This is a genomic window from Vreelandella neptunia (genome assembly GCF_034479615.1).
GTDB classification, from domain to species: Bacteria; Pseudomonadota; Gammaproteobacteria; order Pseudomonadales; family Halomonadaceae; genus Vreelandella; species Vreelandella neptunia.
In genome coordinates this window covers 1766314-1782517 of sequence record NZ_CP140255.1, presented here as the reverse complement: position 1 = coordinate 1782517, position 16204 = coordinate 1766314, and the positions used below count along the sequence as shown (strand labels likewise).

Below are 16204 nucleotides of genomic sequence, written 5' to 3'. Positions count from 1 at the left end.
GAAACGAATATGAAGCATATACGAATCATATATCGCGTAACGATTGGCGGCAAGGCTATCTGATTACGTTGTTACGGGGACACGTTGGCCAGAGCTTCCAACGCCAATACTTCTTTGCGCAGCACCAGCTTCGGCTTCTCTAACGAATCGCGCCACTGAACACATTCCTGCTGTTGCTGCGGGTCGCTATCGGGGCTTGCGCCAAAGGCATCCAGCCAGGCCTGACGAGAACACAGGTCTTGATACTCCCCGAGCAGGCGCTGGCGGTGCTTCAATTGGGACAGAAACGGCTCAGGGGTCTCTGGATTCAGATCAGCCAGGTAACGAATCCGCTTCACGCCCTTCCGCAGTTCATGGAACCCGGTGTCATGGGTATCCAGCGAGAGTGCCGCCAGGTCTTCATCGTGGCGTGCGATACGCTCATTCAGTACCCTACGTATACGCTTTGGCGTAAGTTTCGAAAGCCCCTTACCAACGTCATCGGAAGCGATAAAGTGCTGCCATGCCTCCATCTCCTCAGCATATGCCGGTGCATGTAACTGCTGACACAGTGCCTGGTGGCGCTCCCGCTGGCAAGCCAGCAGCCACTGCATCAATCCCTGGCGACTACCAGAAGTTAGCGGTGGAGGCGTCTTGACCATATCCTCCAGAAACACATCAATATCACGCAGGTCACTGGTAGCCTGGGCACGTTGCTTGAGCCGCTTAAGCATCTTTTTCAGGCCAGGCACTCGGGTAATGGTGCGCACGGACTCACCCACTGCCCGGCTACGACGCAGATTGACCCGGTACTGGTGCAGGAACTCAGGGTCAACACCTGCGATAACACCAGCTTCCAAGGCACGGATCATCTGATACAGGTACTCCAGCATGTCACGAATGCGGCTGGCGGTGTCGTTATTGCTTTTGGGTGGCTGGGGGGCAAGGCGCTGAAAAAGCGGATAGCTGGCCATTCCCGGGGTCAGGCACCCTGCCAGTTTGGCTCCGTTATGCCCCGCGCTTTTCCAAGAAGAACCGGACAGCGTGAAATGCAGAACGCTCCCGGTGGGCAGCGAATGCGGCGCTGTCTGGTCGAGCCAACGAGCCAGATCATGCAGCGCCGGGTTATGCCCAATCACCAGGACTCTTTCGGCTTCGTTTGGCAACGATTCGACCCAGGCCTGCAGCCCGCCACCATCGAACGTATAAAGGTTTTCATCAAAGTGAACCTGGTTGACCAGGGTATGATCAGGTAGTTGGCCTGCGATCTCATCGAAGGTTTCCCGCGTGCGAGCCGCTGTACTGACGTAAATCCCCCCTTCTAACGCTTGCCAGTGCTGAAGCACATGCGCCATCGCCGCTGCCTGACGTTTACCACGCTTTCGCAACGGCCGTTGATGGTCGGTCATATCGCCACTGGGCTGTTTAGCCTTGGCATGCCGCATTAGGTATAGGTGCCGCATGGGTTCGCTCCCAAGCACAGTGTGATACACAAAGTTTAGTACACGCCCATCTTCTAGCGAGAGTGCTGACAAGGCTTCACCACAAACCAACTGGCCAACACCAAGCCACCGAATAGTGTGTAAACCACCACAAACACCCACTCAGGCAAAGTAAAATAGAGCAGGCTATGCAGCCAGTACTGAATAAATGAGCCCGAATAGGTAGCGGCGTCCGCCTCTGCCCTCAGCGCCATTTCCCAGGTAGTTAATGGACAAACCACCCCGAACCAAGCCTGAACCACCACATAGCCAATGGCGCAAAGATGTACGATGCGGAAGGTTCTATTGCGAACCCACCGCCAGTTGAAGAAATAGCCTGCGTAAATTGTGACCAGGCCTAACACCACGAAGGCCACAAACAGCACGTGGAGAATTAGAAGGGTGTCGGCGAGCATTAGCAGCAGTGATGGGGGCATAGGAAAGCGCTACTTGTTGCCAACGGGTGAATCTGGTGCTTCGACGACATCGCTGCAGACGACGACTTGGTTCCTCCCCCCACGCTTGCCAACATAAAGCATCTCATCCGCTCGTTTAATTAAAGACTCCAGATCGGCTTTCTCTGAATCGGTAGCCGCCACGCCAACGGTGACGCTTGGGCGCAGTTTGCCCATCTCTTCTGTTAATGAAAGCTCAGCCACCTTCTTTTTCAAACGCTCTGCGACCAGTTGCGCATCTCCCGAGCCGGTGTCCGGGAGGGCGACGACAAACTCTTCACCACCAAAACGTCCTATCACATCCGTTGGACGCAGCGACTCTGCACAGACTTCGGCAATTTTGGTTAGCACCCAATCCCCGTGGCTATGCCCCCAGGTGTCGTTAATGTGTTTGAAGTGATCCACATCGATCATAAACAGGCTAAATGGCGCCTTGTGGGACTGCGAGTGCTGCAACAGATCCTTAGCCAGTTTTATAAAATGGCCGCGATTATTCAGGCTGGTTAGCTCGTCCTGCTCAGCGACTACCCTCAGCTGTTCTTCCAGTGATTTTCGGTGAGCGATCTCTTTGTGTAATTGGTCGTTATTCTCTCGCTCTTCTTGAAGCAGTGCATATTGCTTACGCTGCAGGCATTCCAAGCGCAGCAGGGCGAAAAAACCTACAACGCTACCCATAATCAGCAACAGTGCGACCAGTAGCGTCGCTATCGGGGCAAGACTTGCGAACAGCACCGCAGCCACTAAAAAACCAATATTCAAATAGAGGCTGGCCGCTGTCACGACTGTTAACGGATTGGGAATCAGAAGATAAAACGCCATGGTAGCCACCACCACCGCGGTAATTTGAGTGGGGAGGCTTTCGGGTCGTAGGGGGACAATCAATATAATGCCCGTGGCAAATACCCACAGCGGTAAGGCGTGCAACCAAGCACGATAATCATTGCCACCCCAGCGCCGCACAACGAGTGCCACCAACAGGCAAATGCTCACCACCACTATTCGCATGGTAAGCAGCAGATAGAACTCCCTGGTAAGGCCCAGCAGGTAGTAATCCGCAATCGCGAACATGCCAAAGACACATGCCGCAACGCTCACAGCAAAGCTAAATTCAAGCCGCACGCTTTCCTGGATAGAGCGGCGATACATCAACTCACGGCTGGTATCGCAAAACTGCCCGGTTAACCTATGCACCTGATACTGTTGTTTCTGTAATGGCACAGCCCCACACTCCCGACGCCACGTGGCAATTTTTCTTATTTTATCAATAACGCGATACCACTCACCTCAACATTCAGCAGGCGTAACCGCACGATAGCTGGCCGTGGCTTTTTCCAGCCCTTGTTGTAATGCCCGAATGCGCGATTCATGGGCAGGATGCGTAGAAAGAAATTCAGGGGGCTGACCACCACCGCTAGCAGCCATGTTGCGCCACAGGGCCACGCTCTGCTGCGGGTCAAACCCCGCACGGGCCATAATTTCCAAGCCCATCAAATCGGCCTCCTCCTCATGGGTGCGGCTGAAAGGCAGGTTAATACCCAACTGGGCACCAATACCCAAGGCCTGCATCAATTGCTGGTTGCCAAATTCCTCTTCCCCTAATAACCCCACCACCAATAACACGGCTTTAATGCCAAGCTGCTGGGTAAGCCGCTCATTGCCATGATCCGCCAACACATGCCCCACCTCGTGCCCAATCACCGCCGCTAGCTGTGCTGGCGTCTCAGCCACTCGCAGTAGCCCGCTGTGCACCCCGATGCGTCCCCCCGGCAGAGCAAACGCATTGGGGGAAGCATCCTCAAATACCACCACTTCCCAGCGTTCAGGGAAAGCGAGCCCTGGGTAGCTCGCCTCAGCGCCAGCCACCACTTTTTCAGCCACGCACTGCACCAATTGATTAGCCTGCGTATCGCGATTGATCGGCTGGCTATTGCGTAGCTGATTAAAAGCGTCTTCCCCCATGTCAGCCATTAACGCGTTCGGTACTAACGCCAATTGGGAGCGCCCAGTGGGCGTTTCCCCGCAGCCAGCCAAAGAGGCCATCAGCCCCAAGAGAAAAACAGGTAATAGAAATCGCCGATGCATCGGATGGTGTCGCCTGGATTAAGAAACGTGCAGTAGAGTGTAAAGTGCTTCGCAGGCGTGGCGCTCGTCGCGTTCATCAACGCTACCCAGCCCAAGGTACCGGTCGTAATCGTAGGCCACAAATAGGCGGACATAATCCAACTCGGTATGAAGCTCTAGCGAACCTACCACTCCTTGGCGGAGCAGTAGATATCGTCTAGAACCTCCCCGTTAAAGTAACGGGGAGACACGTCTAGAGTTCTTCGCTGCGAGGTATTATTCGTTAAGGCTGTAAATCACTCAGGCGTTTGCGCTTCGTCGCGCATCACTTCGAGGGAAGTGATTTCAACGGTGAGTGCATCACGCGTTGTTTCTAACTCACTTACCTGATCACCGACCGCTGAAAGTTGGTTATTGGCCTCTTCTATCTGAGTATTTAGCGCTTCAAGGTCAGCTTCAACCTGACTGCGGGCATCTTCTGCCTCTTGACGAGCCTGTTGCGCGGTATCGCTGGCGGCTTCGGCTTCTTCAATCTCGGCGTTGAGCGCTTCAAGATCTGCTTCAGCCTCGCTGCGAGCGTCTTCGGCGTCTTGACGAGACTGTTGAGCGGCATCGCGAGCGGCTTCAGCTTCTTCTTTCTCTTTTTCTACCTCGGCGTAGATCTCATTCAGCTCTTCAAGGCTGCTCTTCCGGTCTTCGAGCTGCTCATTGAGAGTCTCCACTTCTTCTTCGCGGGTTTCACGCTCGCCCCGTAAAGCGGTCAAATCTTCTTCAGCATTGGCGATATCTGCGCGCGTTGCAGCAAGGGCGGCTTCAGCTTCGGCTTGCTCAACCTTAAGGCCGCTCATTCTCTGCTGCAGTGTTGCCAAGTCCAGCTCCGCGGCTTCAACTTCAGACATCTCCGCCTGAATCTGCTGATGCTCTCGCTCAGTTGCAGCCAGCTGCGCTTCGAGCGCTTCCATACTATCTTCCCGCGACCCTGCAATGGTGTGCGCCACAATGGCCCAGACCACCGCGATAATCGCGATGACCAAGAGCACCTTTACCCGGTTATCACTCAGCAATGCTATCGTTGATGGTTTATTAGTCCCTGTCATTGGTGCAATCCTCTCGCTTAAGCGCTATCGATAATATGATAGCTAACGTTTGTACGTCAGCAGGCCGTCATCTGCCCCGTTGTTAATATGGAGGAAAGTTTTTGATTCGGCTAGAAACGGTCATTCAACACATTCATGTACCTGAAGCCATGGCTCCGAGGAAAATTTTTCCAATAGCAACGCCTAGCTTAGATACCCCACCCCTGCCTAGATCCTTTCACCCCAGGGGTTTTAACGCGCTGCGCAACCGCTGAGTCAGGTGTTCGGGTTGGACTGCATTCAAAGAGACGGAGTCAGATTTTTGAAAATGACAAAACTGAACGATGGCTTCCACAAAAGCAGTAACGACTCTATGTTCATCAAAAGGGTGTGGCTCGAAATATAAGTTCTTGATCTCTAAGTGACTGGTTTTGCGATGGACTTTACAATCCATCCGGCCAACAAATGCATCGCGATAAAGTAGCGGCAGGCAAAAGTAACCATACTGACGCTTGGCTTCGGGCACATAACATTCCAGCTGATAGTCGTATTGAAATAGCGCCCTGAGCCGCTCCCGCTGAATGACACTGTTGTCGAAGGGGGAAAGAATCAACATTCGCTCTTTCAAACGAGGAAGAGGGCGTTCGAGCGCGCCCCTTTCCAATATAAATACATCGCCACTGCTCACTTTCACTCTCTCTAAATCGCCCTGCGCTAACCTTTCATTTACCAGGGCATTCACAGCTTGGCGTAACTCTGCATTTCGGCGCAGATAAGTCAGCCCTTTGAGTGAAGCAAACCCATGACAGCGTAATTGTTGGTCTACAAGGTGCGCTGCAAACTCCTCCATGGAGGGCATCTGTAAATTTACGTGGGATGGCAATACCCGCTCGGTTAGATCATATGTCTTTTGAAAGCCGTCGCGGTCGCTGACCATCAGATCGCCTTGCATATACAGCTGTTCAAGTGCCTTTTTGGCTGGCTTCCAGTCCCACCAACCTGCACGTTTTATGGTGCTAGCCCCTACATCTCGAGACCGCAGCGGGCCATCTGACCGTATGCGAGCCAACAACTCTCCCATTAGCTTTTTATCAGGTGATCTAAACCAATGCGTTTGCCCGCTTTTGATAGCGTTTTTGTAGGGCAAGGAAAAGCGAAAATCGGTAATAGGTAAAAATGCAGCCGCGTGCGACCAATACTCAAAAATGTCTTTATTGATCAACAGCTGGTTCAACATGTGTGGCTCAAACCCAGGTACTCGGGAGTGAATAACATGATGATGGGCTCGCTCAACCACAGATATGGTGTCTATCTGAACATAACCCAGGTGATTAATCGCTTCACGGGCTCCGGCTAAGCCACGTCCATAAGCCTGATTCTGCAGCAAACCTTGCGCAGCCAGAGCAAGGCGACGCAAACGCGACAGCTGTTGTGGGCGTTTAATTTCAGTAATTGTCATACCTGCCTCGAAGCTCGTCATAAACAGTGCGAGTTTGCGCTTTACCCAAAGGCTACACGCCTAGAAGCGGCAAGTACTGTCCATGCTTTACCCACTCACATCAGCCTTAATTTTCGTGTATCGAGTCGCAATCAGGTATTCAAGCTTAACTGCCAGTAGCCCACGTCGTGCCACTGAGCGAACTTAAACCCTACCTTTTCAAAATGGGCCACTTTTTTCATGCCCATTTTTTCATGCAGTGCAATGCTGGCAGGGTTGGGAAGCGTTATGCCGCCCATCACCGCATGAATCCCGCCCTCTTTGAGCGTGGAAAAGAGTGTTTCGTACAGTTTTGCACCCAAGCCCCTACCGTGCGACTGGTTGGAAAGGTAGACGCTGACTTCGACTGAAAAGCGATAGGCGCTTCTCTCTTTCCATTTGGTAGCGTAGGCATAGCCCACCACAGCACCCTCTTCCACTGCCACCAACCAAGGCAAACCTGCCCCCTGAACGTTTTCAATCCGGCCTTGGATGTCTGAACCCAATACTGGCTTTTCTTCAAATGAAATAGCGGTATTTTCGATGTAGTGGTTATAAATGTGCGCTATGGCTTCCGAATCACCCTTTATGGCATCTCTGATCATGGTTTATTCCATTTATATTCTGACGGTTTAGGTTCACTAATGAAAAAATCGCTTTCCGCTTGCTGGGTCAGCTAGGGCGTCTTTACGCTAAGCAGGCGTTACATGAACCGCGTTGCCAGAAACTCGCCATTGCCAACAGGTACAGTGCACGTGGTGAAACCAGGATCTGCCGATACCAGCGCCATAAAATCAGCCATTTCATCTGCATGGGAAGTGGCGTTATCCACCACAAGCAGTCCGCCCTGGCGTAAAACTCGCTGGATATTCGGCCACCAATGCACATAATCAGAGCGCTTTGAGTCTAAAAAGAGCAGATCGAAACAGGCATCGTCCAGGCTTTCAAGCATACTGCCCGCCTCCCCCCGATGCTGAGTGATGACCTTAGTGAGGCCTGAGCGGTCAAAATTTCTCGCGGCCATCTCCAGCTTGAATTCGGAGAGCTCAACGGTGGTAACGTGCCCACCAATCCTCTGCACTGCCTGAGCCAGCCATAAGGTGGAGTACCCATTCGAGGTGCCAATTTCCAGCACTCGTTGGGCATTGGTTGCTTGAACTAGTACCGATAGGAACTCCCCCGTATCACGGGTGATATTGAGCATTCGTCTTGGGCGCTCAGAAATAGCAGCATCGTTTTGTTGGCCAAATTGCTCAAGTTCCGCTAGCAGTTCTTGAAGGGTTTCACTCACAGTTGTCTCCCGATACGAACACATCCAATTTACCGTCTTTTGCTTATACAGGCCGCTTAGCAAGCAGCGCCCAGACACCCGCTGAAGAGAGTAACGTTCCGCCAACCAAGTTGAAGCGACGCTGGGCACGACGCGATGCCAGCATCTTGCGCACCGACGTTGCGAATACGGCGTAAAGAGTGGCATTCAGCGTTGCCAACGCCACAAACGTGATCGCAAGTATCCACAATTGTTGCCCAGCATCGGCGTTCGGGCTGACGAATTGCGGCAAAAAGGCGACGAAGAAGATAATGCCCTTCGGGTTGAGCGCAGTAACGAGATAGGTATTGGTGAAAAGCTTCCAGCGCGAACCTGATACCGCCGGTGTTACTGGCTGCACAGAGGATATACCGGCACGCAATAATTTGATGCCCATATAGAGCAGGTATAAACCGCCGATCCACTTGATTACGGTGAACCAAAATGCCGAAGTGGCTAACACCGCTCCCAGGCCAAGCAGTGAAAAGAGCAGCGCCGTTGAGTCACCCAATGCCACCGCAGCGACAAGCGGAATATTGGCGCGCCTACCTTGAGCAATGGAGTAGCTAACCACGGTCAAAATCGTTGGCCCAGGGATAGCGAGCAACGCCACGGACGCAAGAGCAAAGGCGAACCAGATTTCAATAGACATGGAAAGCTACCTCACAGGTTGTTAATGCTAAGTTAGCATAAGCTCAACAATGATTGGAGTGCTCTGCTAGAAGCTCAGTGAATCTATCTATCCCGCTTGCTTTTAACCATTACCACATTCCCAGCTGAACAGCGACCCGGTGCCAGAGTGGTGGCCCAGCGTGCGCCCTGGCACACATTGCGGCTTGGACAACGCCTTACCGAAACCTGGGTGGAATGGGTCGATGAAGTGATGGAAGAAGTTTAACTTTTGGTGAAACCAGCTTCTCGTGGAAGCTGGGGGCTTTGGTGGGGGACTGTGATCAGCCAATAGAGGCTGCCAGCGCTTTACGGGCTTGCTTTTAAAAGTTCAGAAAACGAGGGAGGTAGGAACTCATCGATATAGCTATCATTGAATTCGACAAACTGCGCCAACGCCTCGGGGTCGGGCAGCTTCACGTGTTGGCGGTTGCGGATCACCAGCCCCTCATCACGCAGCATCGAGAAAGTCCGGCTCACGTGTACCGGGCTCATCCCCAGCGCGTCGCTAATCAGCTCCTGCGTGAGCGGCATGAGGAAGCTATTGTCCTCAACGGCATTGATCCGTTTCAGTCGCAGATAGATTTCGTAGAGAAAGTGCGCCAGCTGCTCGTGGGCTGAGTACTTGCCGAGGTAGATAAGCCGCTCGGAGAGTTGCGCCTGCTGACGCATCGCAGTCGCCATGATACCGACGGCTAGGTTTGAACGCCCAAAAAGTTCAAAAAGCTGCTGATAGGAGAACGGATAGATCACACCTTCATTAATCATCGCCGCACTTGCCAGACGTCGAGTGAAGCCAAAATCGCGAATGCCGATGATATCGCCAGGAAGGTAGAACTTGAGGATCTGCTTTGAGCCATTTTTCAAGTTGCGATAAGAGTATGCCCATCCCTCCTTAACCACGCAGAACAGATCAGCATCCGCGCTCTCAAGCCATAGCACCTCGCCTGCAGGCATGGACCGAGGGCTAATCTCAAGGCCCAGCAATAGCGCTTTGTCTTCAGACGACAGAGCACCTTGGGTACTTAGGCCCCGCATCACCACTGTGTCGATGAGAGCCACTACGCTACCTCGCAGGCAAATGATTTATTAACAGCATTCTAAAACATATGCTTACATTTCTAACTTAACATATGTTATGAATAATCCGCATTATCAATCAGTTGCGTCAATCTTTACTGATTTCTGTCAAAAAAGAACCGTGTTGGATCGCATTCGGCAAAAGGGATCTCTGGATCTGCAGACTCATGCTGCATATAAACGACGATCTCGTTTGCCGATCGAGCATACCCAATGACTTTGGCTGCATCCGTTACTGCCTTTTCGATACCTACTAGCGGCAGCGGGCCGTCACAAAAGAAGCGGCCCTAGGAATTAAAAGGAGATGACTTCGCCATCGGAAGGAATCAATACGTGATCTTGAATTCCCTCTTCTCGCACGTAATCGGCGAGCTCATCACGACTTAACGTTATATGATTCACGGCATCCATATGCACCGCGATGATGGTGGCATCTGGGGCCGCCCGATGAGTTCGCAGCGTGTCCTCCTTACCCATAATAATGGGGTCACCTTCAAAGCCGGTGACCTCGGCGGCGCCTGTATTCAACACGATCACCTCCGGATTATATTGCTCCAGCGCCCGCTCGACCTCGTCACGCCATACGCTATCGCCGACCACATAGGTAGTATTTTCTCCTGGCACTTCAAAGACCACGCCCATGACGTCACCTAGCAATTGCACCAATTCAGGAACCGCATAGAGGGTATCGGAGCCATGCTGGCCGCCTGTCCTGTGAAGCTTCACTCCGCCGAACTCAGCGCTACCATCAAGGATGCGAACATCGCTGAAACCCTGTGAGCGAATCAGCTCGGCATCGGCGGCATTCTGAACAAACAGGGGGATGTCCTTCGGCAGCAGCGCTTGAGCGGCATCGTCCCAGTGATCAAGGTGGGTGTGAGTGACGATGACGGCGTCAGTACCGTCGATCACCTCCTCTGCCGACATGGGCAATCCAACCAGCGGATTACGTAGCTCGCTACGGTAGGTACCCTCAAAGCCGGGATAAGCTCCCTGTTCGGCCAGCATAGGATCGATCAGAAAGGTGGTGTCGCCGTAGGTGATCTTCATCGTGGCATTACGAATTTGCTGCACCTGATGCGTTGCTTCTTGAGCGTTCGAAGCCGCAGAGGCGCTACCGGTAACAAGTGCAGTGGTAAGACCAAGGGAACTGGCTAAGGTTTTAAATAGCATCTACCTACTCCTTCAATACAGTGTTGGGTTGATAGCAAGCAGTTTAGAGGGCTTCAAATAACTAAAAAATTGGCCTGAAAGCCATAGATCGATACTTTTGGGCCAACATTTTTTGGGGCAGCATAGTAGTATTGAGCGAAGAAAACGTTAGGAGCCAAGCCTTGTCCGTGCCCCGTGTCGGAGTAATCCTCTACCCCCGCATCACTCCATTCCATTTCTCGGTGCCTTATACGGTGTTCGGTATGGCCTTACCCGAGCACCCTTTGTTCGATCTTTCCATCGTAGCAATGCCGGGGGAACCGCCGGAAAGCGAGCAAGTAGTGACGGTAAGACCCGACGGCGGTCTGGAACTGCTGGAAAGCGTCGATATTGCGGTGGTGCCTGGCTGGCATGACCTGAACGAAGCCCCGCCGCCCGAGTTGGTTGAAGCGCTCGTCCGCTGTCATGAACGGGGCGCCCATGTGGTGGGGCTCTGTTACGGCACCTATGCCCTAGCCTATGCCGGGCTGCTTGATGGCAGGCGGGCATCAACGCACTGGATTGCTGAGCAGGACTTCATTGCCCGTTTCCCCCAGGTCAAGCTGGACACCAATGCGCTCTACGTTGAGGAGGATCGGCTGGTGACCTCGGCGGGCACGGCCGCTGGCCTGGATTGCTGCTTGTTCCTGGTGCGCAAGTATTACGGCGCGCAGATCGCCAACAAGATTGCCCGCGTCATGGTGGTTCCGCCGCATCGGGAAGGTGGGCAGGCGCAGTTCATTGAACAACCGGTTGCCGTCTCCACCCAGGATGCCCATATCAATCGCCTGCTCGACTACCTGCGCGAACATCTGGCGTCATCGCACACTATCGACGAACTCGCCGCCCGAACGGCCATGAGTCGGCGAACCTTCACGCGCCATTTTCATAAGGCCACCGGCATGACGGTCGTGGAGTGGCTGGTAAACGAGCGCTTGCGACGCGGACGCGAGCTGTTGGAAACCACCTCCTTGTCGGTAGAAGCCATTGCGGAAAAGAGCGGCTTTCACACGGCGACTTCGTTTCGGCAACATTTCAGGCAGCGCCATCAGGTCAGCCCCCGGGACTGGCGCAAGACCTTCGGCGACAATGCCTGACTATCCTGCCAAACTTCTCGTGTCAAAACGTCAGAATTGGCGCTGAGTACCCCTTCTCAAAGCAAAGGAGTTGCAAATGAAGCACCATGAAAAACTTGGACAAGTTGGGCGCAAAAGCTTTTCCCTACTGGCTAGGCTCGGCCGCTACGAACTGGCGATGCTGCTATGCGTCGCGGTACTTTCCGGTGGGATTTGGGGGTTCGTCGCGCTGGCCGAAGAAGTTATCGAGGGGGACACCCATAGCATCGATGAGAGCCTGCTGCTCGCCCTTCGCAACCCCGCAGATCTTAGCGACCCAATCGGGCCGGGCTGGGTTGAGGAAATGGGCCGGGACTTCACCGCTCTGGGCGGTGTCGGCGTGCTGGTACTCATCACATTGGGCGCCCTGGGCTACCTGTTACTTGCCAGACACTATCGCGCGGCTCTATTTGCCTCAATCGCGGTGCCCGGTGGCATCCTTCTCAGCACCGTGATGAAGCTGGGCTTTGACCGCCCTCGCCCCGATCTCGTGCCTCATGAAGCCATGGTCTACACCGCAAGCTTTCCCAGCGGCCACTCAATGATGTCTGCCGTGACCTACCTCACCCTGGCAGCGCTACTCATTCGCGTACAGCCCGCGCTGAAGCTAAAGGCTTACCTTCTGATACTGGCGATATTGTTGACCCTGCTGGTGGGCATAAGCCGCGTTTACCTTGGGGTTCATTGGCCGACCGATGTACTTGCCGGCTGGACGGCCGGGGCGAGCTGGGCAGCACTGTGTTGGATTGTGATGCGCTGGATGCAGCGGCATGGGCAGTTAGAGCCGGAAGAAAGCAGCTCCGGCACCGAATAACGTGGCTCAAGCAGCGCTGGCCAACACAGTGGATGTTGCCCAGCCACCTGGAAGAACGAATATTTAGCTTGAAGCGAAACAAGGTGCGGTCTGCCAGTCACCTTGCTACTTCTTGAAGATTCCATAAGGCCAGGGTGAGGCCAGCTTTTACGTTTTAGTAGGGTATTAACTATATACAATGCGCGTCGACACTTTATGCGCTAACATCAGCTCACGGAAGCTGGTTTCATACAGCTTAACGGGTCACTAATGGATTAATAGAGGCAAATAGCATGAGCAAAGGAAAAGACAGTAAAAAAGACACTAAAAAGAAACCCCTTCTAACAGCCAAAGAAAAGAAAGCTGCTAAATCATCAAAGAAAAGCGAAACCAACGTACTAGGTAACTAAGCCAACCTAACTAAGCACTACCGCCTCCTGCTAAGACTAATAGCAAAATGCAGTAGTGTTAGGCATAGCTTACGAGAGAACGAAACCTCCTTACCTTACATAATTTTAAACAGCCCCTTCACACTCTTGCCTTTCACTTTTAATTGACCACTACACAAACCAAGCCAATAAAAACTGCAAAGGTAAGCGAGCATATAAATATAGCCTGGGTATATCAGAATATTGCTCAGGGTATAGTGCCAGATTTATATCGGCAGGATATCTGACGGTGCTTTTTAGCTTAGGGAGACTCAGCAGCAGTTGCACCACCACTCGCCTGCCTAGCGCCCTGTGTAAGCCTTAATCGCCACTCCAGAGCTCACCTAGATAGCGAATGATTTCACACATAAAAATCTGGCTCTTCGTCATTCGGTATGGAATTATTTCTGACAGTCTGACAGTTAACCTGTGGGAGGTAGCTTTAGCTCGCGACCGTTTAGGCTGCCACCCTAACAATACCGGGGTACCTTCGGTACCCTTCGCCGAAGCGTCGGACCACCGCTGGAAGCGGCCTCCCACAACAGACAGTTGGCTTGGCGGTTTGTGTCTGAACCGTGAGAAATATGCCGGTTAATACTAAATCCACAGTAGATGACGAATAACCAAAAATCTACATTTACCTTAAACACTTAAGCGCTCAGGAAAACTGGGTGGAAAGGAAGATAAAACGCCCAACCACGCTCTCGTAAATCAAGGGCTCGACCTCAAGCGAACAAGCAGGCATGGTGAGTATTATTATCCACCATCAGCGAACCAACAGGAGGTTATGCCAATGCCGCACTCTCTTACTCAAAACCTGTCTCAAAACCTAGGCAGGATGGGGCTATTATCGCTCTTGGCGCTGTCTCCCAATGCCTTCAGCCAACAACAACCGGGCGCAGCCGCCGGTAATGATGTCACTACCGAGTCGTTCCAGGACTGGGAAGTCCGTTGCCAGCGTAGCGCCGAGGGCCCGAGCCCTTGTGCGATGTCGCAATTGATCACTCGACCTGACAGCGACCAGCCCTTGATGCAGGTAATTCTCGACTACCCGCCCCAGATCGATGACCCGGTGATGAGCTTCTTCGTGCCGCTGGGGGTACGCCTGGCCCCGGGCTTGCAATTCAGTGTGGATAACGGTGAGCCAATCCAGTTCCCCTATCAGATATGCCAGGAGCAAGGGTGCCGTGCTGACGTGCCCATTGAGTCGTCGATGTTGCAGCAACTCCGCAGTGGCAATACAGCAACCCTCAGCATGATTAGTCCACGCGGTGAACGCATGGACGTAGATATTTCGCTGATCGGCTTTACCGACGCCAGTACCCGCATTGCGCCCTGATCTTAGGGGCCGATAAGTCTACTCAGCCCTTGCCAGCAGGCGTATGTTTACGCCTGCTGCAGTGGTGGCCATGCACAGACTGTATATGATTGTTCCCGGTCGCTATTGCGAAATTTCGGCCAAGAGCGAACGATGATCAGATGCTGCATCTGCACTCCGGTCATGCCAATCCATTGTGTGAATGGTCGAGCGTGGAATCGCGAAGTATATCGGTGTCTAATCCGAACCTTTTACGCTTATGCCATTCAGAAACAAATCTACCAGATGCCCAATACGCGATTTCGACGAGAGGTCATTTTCGATAGCGATGGAAATGGCAGTTACCACGTAAATAAAATCCTCGTAAGTGACATCGCGGCGAATGGTGCCTGCTTCTTGTCCACGCTGAAGCAGCCGATGCCCTTCCGCGGTGATGGCATTACATCCGGGCGTCCCGCATTGGATAACAGTGCCAATCGAAGTAGCAAGGTTCTGATAAATGCTCGTGTTCCTAGCAAGTTCTTCTAGATAAGCTCGTACCGCGTCGCCTGGAGTGAGATCTGGGTCGCGTGCACGGCTGGTCTCCGCCAGTGACAAGAAACGCTCATTGCTAGTAGCGGCTAAAAGTGCCTCGCGCGTGGGAAAGCGACGATAAAGCGTACCGATACCGACGCCTGCGCGCTTGGCAACTTCCTCCAGCGGAACCCCCGCTCCTTTTTCCAGAAAAAGCTCCTCAGCGGCAGTAAGGATAAGTTCGCGATTTTTCTGCGCATCAGCCCGGAGGGCAGGTTCATCACTCAATTTTTTTCCTCTTTCGCTTGTTAAGTGGAGTCTACCTCCATATATTAAATGGAGCAACACTCCACTTATTTAAAAAAGGTACTAGAAAATGACGAAACGCTTCGAAAACAAAGTTGTGGTGATAACGGGAGGCAGCGACGGCATCGGACTCGCAACGGCGAAACTTTTCGCCATCGAAGGTGCGCACGTGTACATCACAGGGCGCCGGCAAGAACTACTCGACGAAGCTGTGAAAGAGATCGGCCACGGGGCGGTTGGCGTGCCGGGTGACGTCACCAACTCTGCCGACGTCACTCGGCTTTACGAACGGATCCAACGCGATCACCAAAAGGTCGATGTCGTGTTTGCCAATGCGGGCATTTACGAGGTCATTCCACTCGATGCGATCGAGGATACGCATTTCGACTCGACCTTCAACGTCAATGTGAAAGGCATGGTGTTCACTGTGCAAAAAGCACTACCGCTGATGACAGGGGGAAGTACTGTCGTGCTCAACGGCTCTATCGCTGGCAGTAAAGGCCTGCCAGGCCAGTCTCTTTATAACGCCAGCAAGGCAGCAGTGCGCTCTTTCGCCCGAAGCTGGACGAATGACCTTAAGGAGCGAGGCATCCGCGTGAACGTGGTCTCGCCCGGTGGAACAGAAACACGCCTGATACGGAGCTACCTCGACTCGCAACCGGAAGTCGAAGAGGCGCTAAATAAAAGCGTTCCGCTTGGGCGGTTGGGGGAACCTAACGAGGTAGCAAGAGCAGTCCTCTTCCTGGCATCAAGCGAGAGTAGCTTTGTCGCTGGACATGAACTGTTTGTCGATGGCGGTGTGGCTGCGGTTTAGAGATCCTCCGAACAAGTCTATTTTTCGCTCGAAAATCCTGCTGGAGCACGTGTATATACAGGGGGGTATACCCCAGCTATACGACTTGATCGGAGGATCCTAAGTAAGGCTACCCAGCGAGCGGCACTGACTCTCGTAA

16 protein-coding genes are annotated in these 16204 nt (G+C 53.0%); 4 read left to right on the top strand and 12 right to left on the bottom strand.

All coding sequences use genetic code 11. The features are described from left to right. Positions 1–71 precede the first annotated feature (71 nt). The 11 genes from SR894_RS08140 to SR894_RS08090 all read right to left on the bottom strand — a co-directional run bounded on the left by SR894_RS08140 (position 72) and on the right by SR894_RS08090 (position 10760). Positions 72–1442: a CHAD domain-containing protein gene (locus tag SR894_RS08140; RefSeq protein ID WP_223288882.1), complete on the bottom strand. Its 1371-nt coding sequence runs from the start codon at positions 1440–1442 to the stop codon at positions 72–74. Positions 1443–1495: 53 nt separating this feature from the next. Then, the gene (locus SR894_RS08135; RefSeq protein WP_223288881.1) at positions 1496–1897 is read right to left on the bottom strand and encodes a DUF2784 domain-containing protein; all 402 of its coding nucleotides are present in this window, start codon (positions 1895–1897) and stop codon (positions 1496–1498) included. 9 nt (positions 1898–1906) lie between these two features. Beyond that, positions 1907–3133 carry a GGDEF domain-containing protein gene (locus tag SR894_RS08130; RefSeq protein WP_223288880.1) on the bottom strand — a complete coding sequence of 409 codons (1227 nt, stop codon included), beginning with the start codon at positions 3131–3133 and terminating at the stop codon, positions 1907–1909. Positions 3134–3199: 66 nt separating this feature from the next. Next, entirely contained in the window at positions 3200–3997 is a 798-nt protein-coding gene (locus SR894_RS08125; RefSeq protein WP_223288879.1) for a M48 family metallopeptidase, read from the bottom strand. 275 nt (positions 3998–4272) lie between these two features. Then, positions 4273–5073 carry a coiled-coil domain-containing protein gene (locus SR894_RS08120; RefSeq protein ID WP_223288878.1) on the bottom strand — a complete coding sequence of 267 codons (801 nt, stop codon included), beginning with the start codon at positions 5071–5073 and terminating at the stop codon, positions 4273–4275. Positions 5074–5290: 217 nt separating this feature from the next. Next, positions 5291–6511: a winged helix-turn-helix domain-containing protein gene (locus SR894_RS08115; RefSeq protein WP_246638263.1), complete on the bottom strand. Its 1221-nt coding sequence runs from the start codon at positions 6509–6511 to the stop codon at positions 5291–5293. A 131-nt stretch (positions 6512–6642) separates the two neighbouring features. After that, positions 6643–7134 (bottom strand): arsinothricin resistance N-acetyltransferase ArsN1 family B, encoded by a 492-nt coding sequence (locus SR894_RS08110; RefSeq protein WP_190373353.1) that lies wholly within the window; start codon positions 7132–7134, stop codon positions 6643–6645. Between the two features lie 98 nt (positions 7135–7232). Next, positions 7233–7820: an O-methyltransferase gene (locus SR894_RS08105; protein ID WP_223288876.1), complete on the bottom strand. Its 588-nt coding sequence runs from the start codon at positions 7818–7820 to the stop codon at positions 7233–7235. 43 nt (positions 7821–7863) lie between these two features. Then, positions 7864–8490 carry a LysE family translocator gene (locus SR894_RS08100; protein ID WP_027959191.1) on the bottom strand — a complete coding sequence of 209 codons (627 nt, stop codon included), beginning with the start codon at positions 8488–8490 and terminating at the stop codon, positions 7864–7866. A 326-nt stretch (positions 8491–8816) separates the two neighbouring features. Beyond that, entirely contained in the window at positions 8817–9569 is a 753-nt protein-coding gene (locus SR894_RS08095; protein WP_290280577.1) for a Crp/Fnr family transcriptional regulator, read from the bottom strand. 312 nt (positions 9570–9881) lie between these two features. Next, a complete protein-coding gene (locus SR894_RS08090; RefSeq protein ID WP_223288875.1) occupies positions 9882–10760 on the bottom strand; it encodes an MBL fold metallo-hydrolase in 879 nt (292 codons plus the stop codon). Positions 10761–10927: 167 nt separating this feature from the next. Between SR894_RS08090 and SR894_RS08085 the strand changes: the two genes are divergently transcribed. From SR894_RS08085 to SR894_RS08075, 3 genes are all read left to right on the top strand, one after another. Next, positions 10928–11875: a GlxA family transcriptional regulator gene (locus SR894_RS08085; protein WP_290280597.1), complete on the top strand. Its 948-nt coding sequence runs from the start codon at positions 10928–10930 to the stop codon at positions 11873–11875. A gap of 76 nt (positions 11876–11951) precedes the next feature. Further along, a complete protein-coding gene (locus tag SR894_RS08080; protein WP_223288873.1) occupies positions 11952–12707 on the top strand; it encodes a phosphatase PAP2 family protein in 756 nt (251 codons plus the stop codon). A 1194-nt stretch (positions 12708–13901) separates the two neighbouring features. Next, positions 13902–14453 carry an invasion associated locus B family protein gene (locus tag SR894_RS08075; protein WP_223288872.1) on the top strand — a complete coding sequence of 184 codons (552 nt, stop codon included), beginning with the start codon at positions 13902–13904 and terminating at the stop codon, positions 14451–14453. A gap of 216 nt (positions 14454–14669) precedes the next feature. Here SR894_RS08075 and SR894_RS08070 read toward each other — a convergent pair whose 3' ends face one another. Further along, a complete protein-coding gene (locus SR894_RS08070) occupies positions 14670–15233 on the bottom strand; it encodes a TetR/AcrR family transcriptional regulator (protein ID WP_223288871.1) in 564 nt (187 codons plus the stop codon). An 88-nt stretch (positions 15234–15321) separates the two neighbouring features. On the opposite strand from SR894_RS08070, the gene SR894_RS08065 reads away from it, so the two are divergent. Beyond that, the gene (locus SR894_RS08065; protein WP_223288870.1) at positions 15322–16065 is read left to right on the top strand and encodes an SDR family NAD(P)-dependent oxidoreductase; all 744 of its coding nucleotides are present in this window, start codon (positions 15322–15324) and stop codon (positions 16063–16065) included. The last annotated feature ends 139 nt before the right edge of the window (positions 16066–16204 follow it).

Excerpts from the sequence above, each read along its gene's own strand:
- SR894_RS08140 (WP_223288882.1), bottom strand. The coding sequence starts at position 1,442 with ATGCGGCACCTATACCTAATGCGGCATGCCAAGGCTAAACAGCCCAGT.
- SR894_RS08135 (WP_223288881.1), bottom strand. The coding sequence starts at position 1,897 with ATGCCCCCATCACTGCTGCTAATGCTCGCCGACACCCTTCTAATTCTC.
- SR894_RS08125 (WP_223288879.1), bottom strand. The coding sequence starts at position 3,997 with ATGCATCGGCGATTTCTATTACCTGTTTTTCTCTTGGGGCTGATGGCC.
- SR894_RS08120 (WP_223288878.1), bottom strand. The coding sequence starts at position 5,073 with ATGACAGGGACTAATAAACCATCAACGATAGCATTGCTGAGTGATAAC.
- SR894_RS08115 (WP_246638263.1), bottom strand. The coding sequence starts at position 6,511 with ATGACAATTACTGAAATTAAACGCCCACAACAGCTGTCGCGTTTGCGT.
- SR894_RS08110 (WP_190373353.1), bottom strand. The coding sequence starts at position 7,134 with ATGATCAGAGATGCCATAAAGGGTGATTCGGAAGCCATAGCGCACATT.
- SR894_RS08100 (WP_027959191.1), bottom strand. The coding sequence starts at position 8,490 with ATGTCTATTGAAATCTGGTTCGCCTTTGCTCTTGCGTCCGTGGCGTTG.
- SR894_RS08090 (WP_223288875.1), bottom strand. The coding sequence starts at position 10,760 with ATGCTATTTAAAACCTTAGCCAGTTCCCTTGGTCTTACCACTGCACTT.
- SR894_RS08080 (WP_223288873.1), top strand. The coding sequence starts at position 11,952 with ATGAAGCACCATGAAAAACTTGGACAAGTTGGGCGCAAAAGCTTTTCC.
- SR894_RS08075 (WP_223288872.1), top strand. The coding sequence starts at position 13,902 with ATGCCAATGCCGCACTCTCTTACTCAAAACCTGTCTCAAAACCTAGGC.
- SR894_RS08065 (WP_223288870.1), top strand. The coding sequence starts at position 15,322 with ATGACGAAACGCTTCGAAAACAAAGTTGTGGTGATAACGGGAGGCAGC.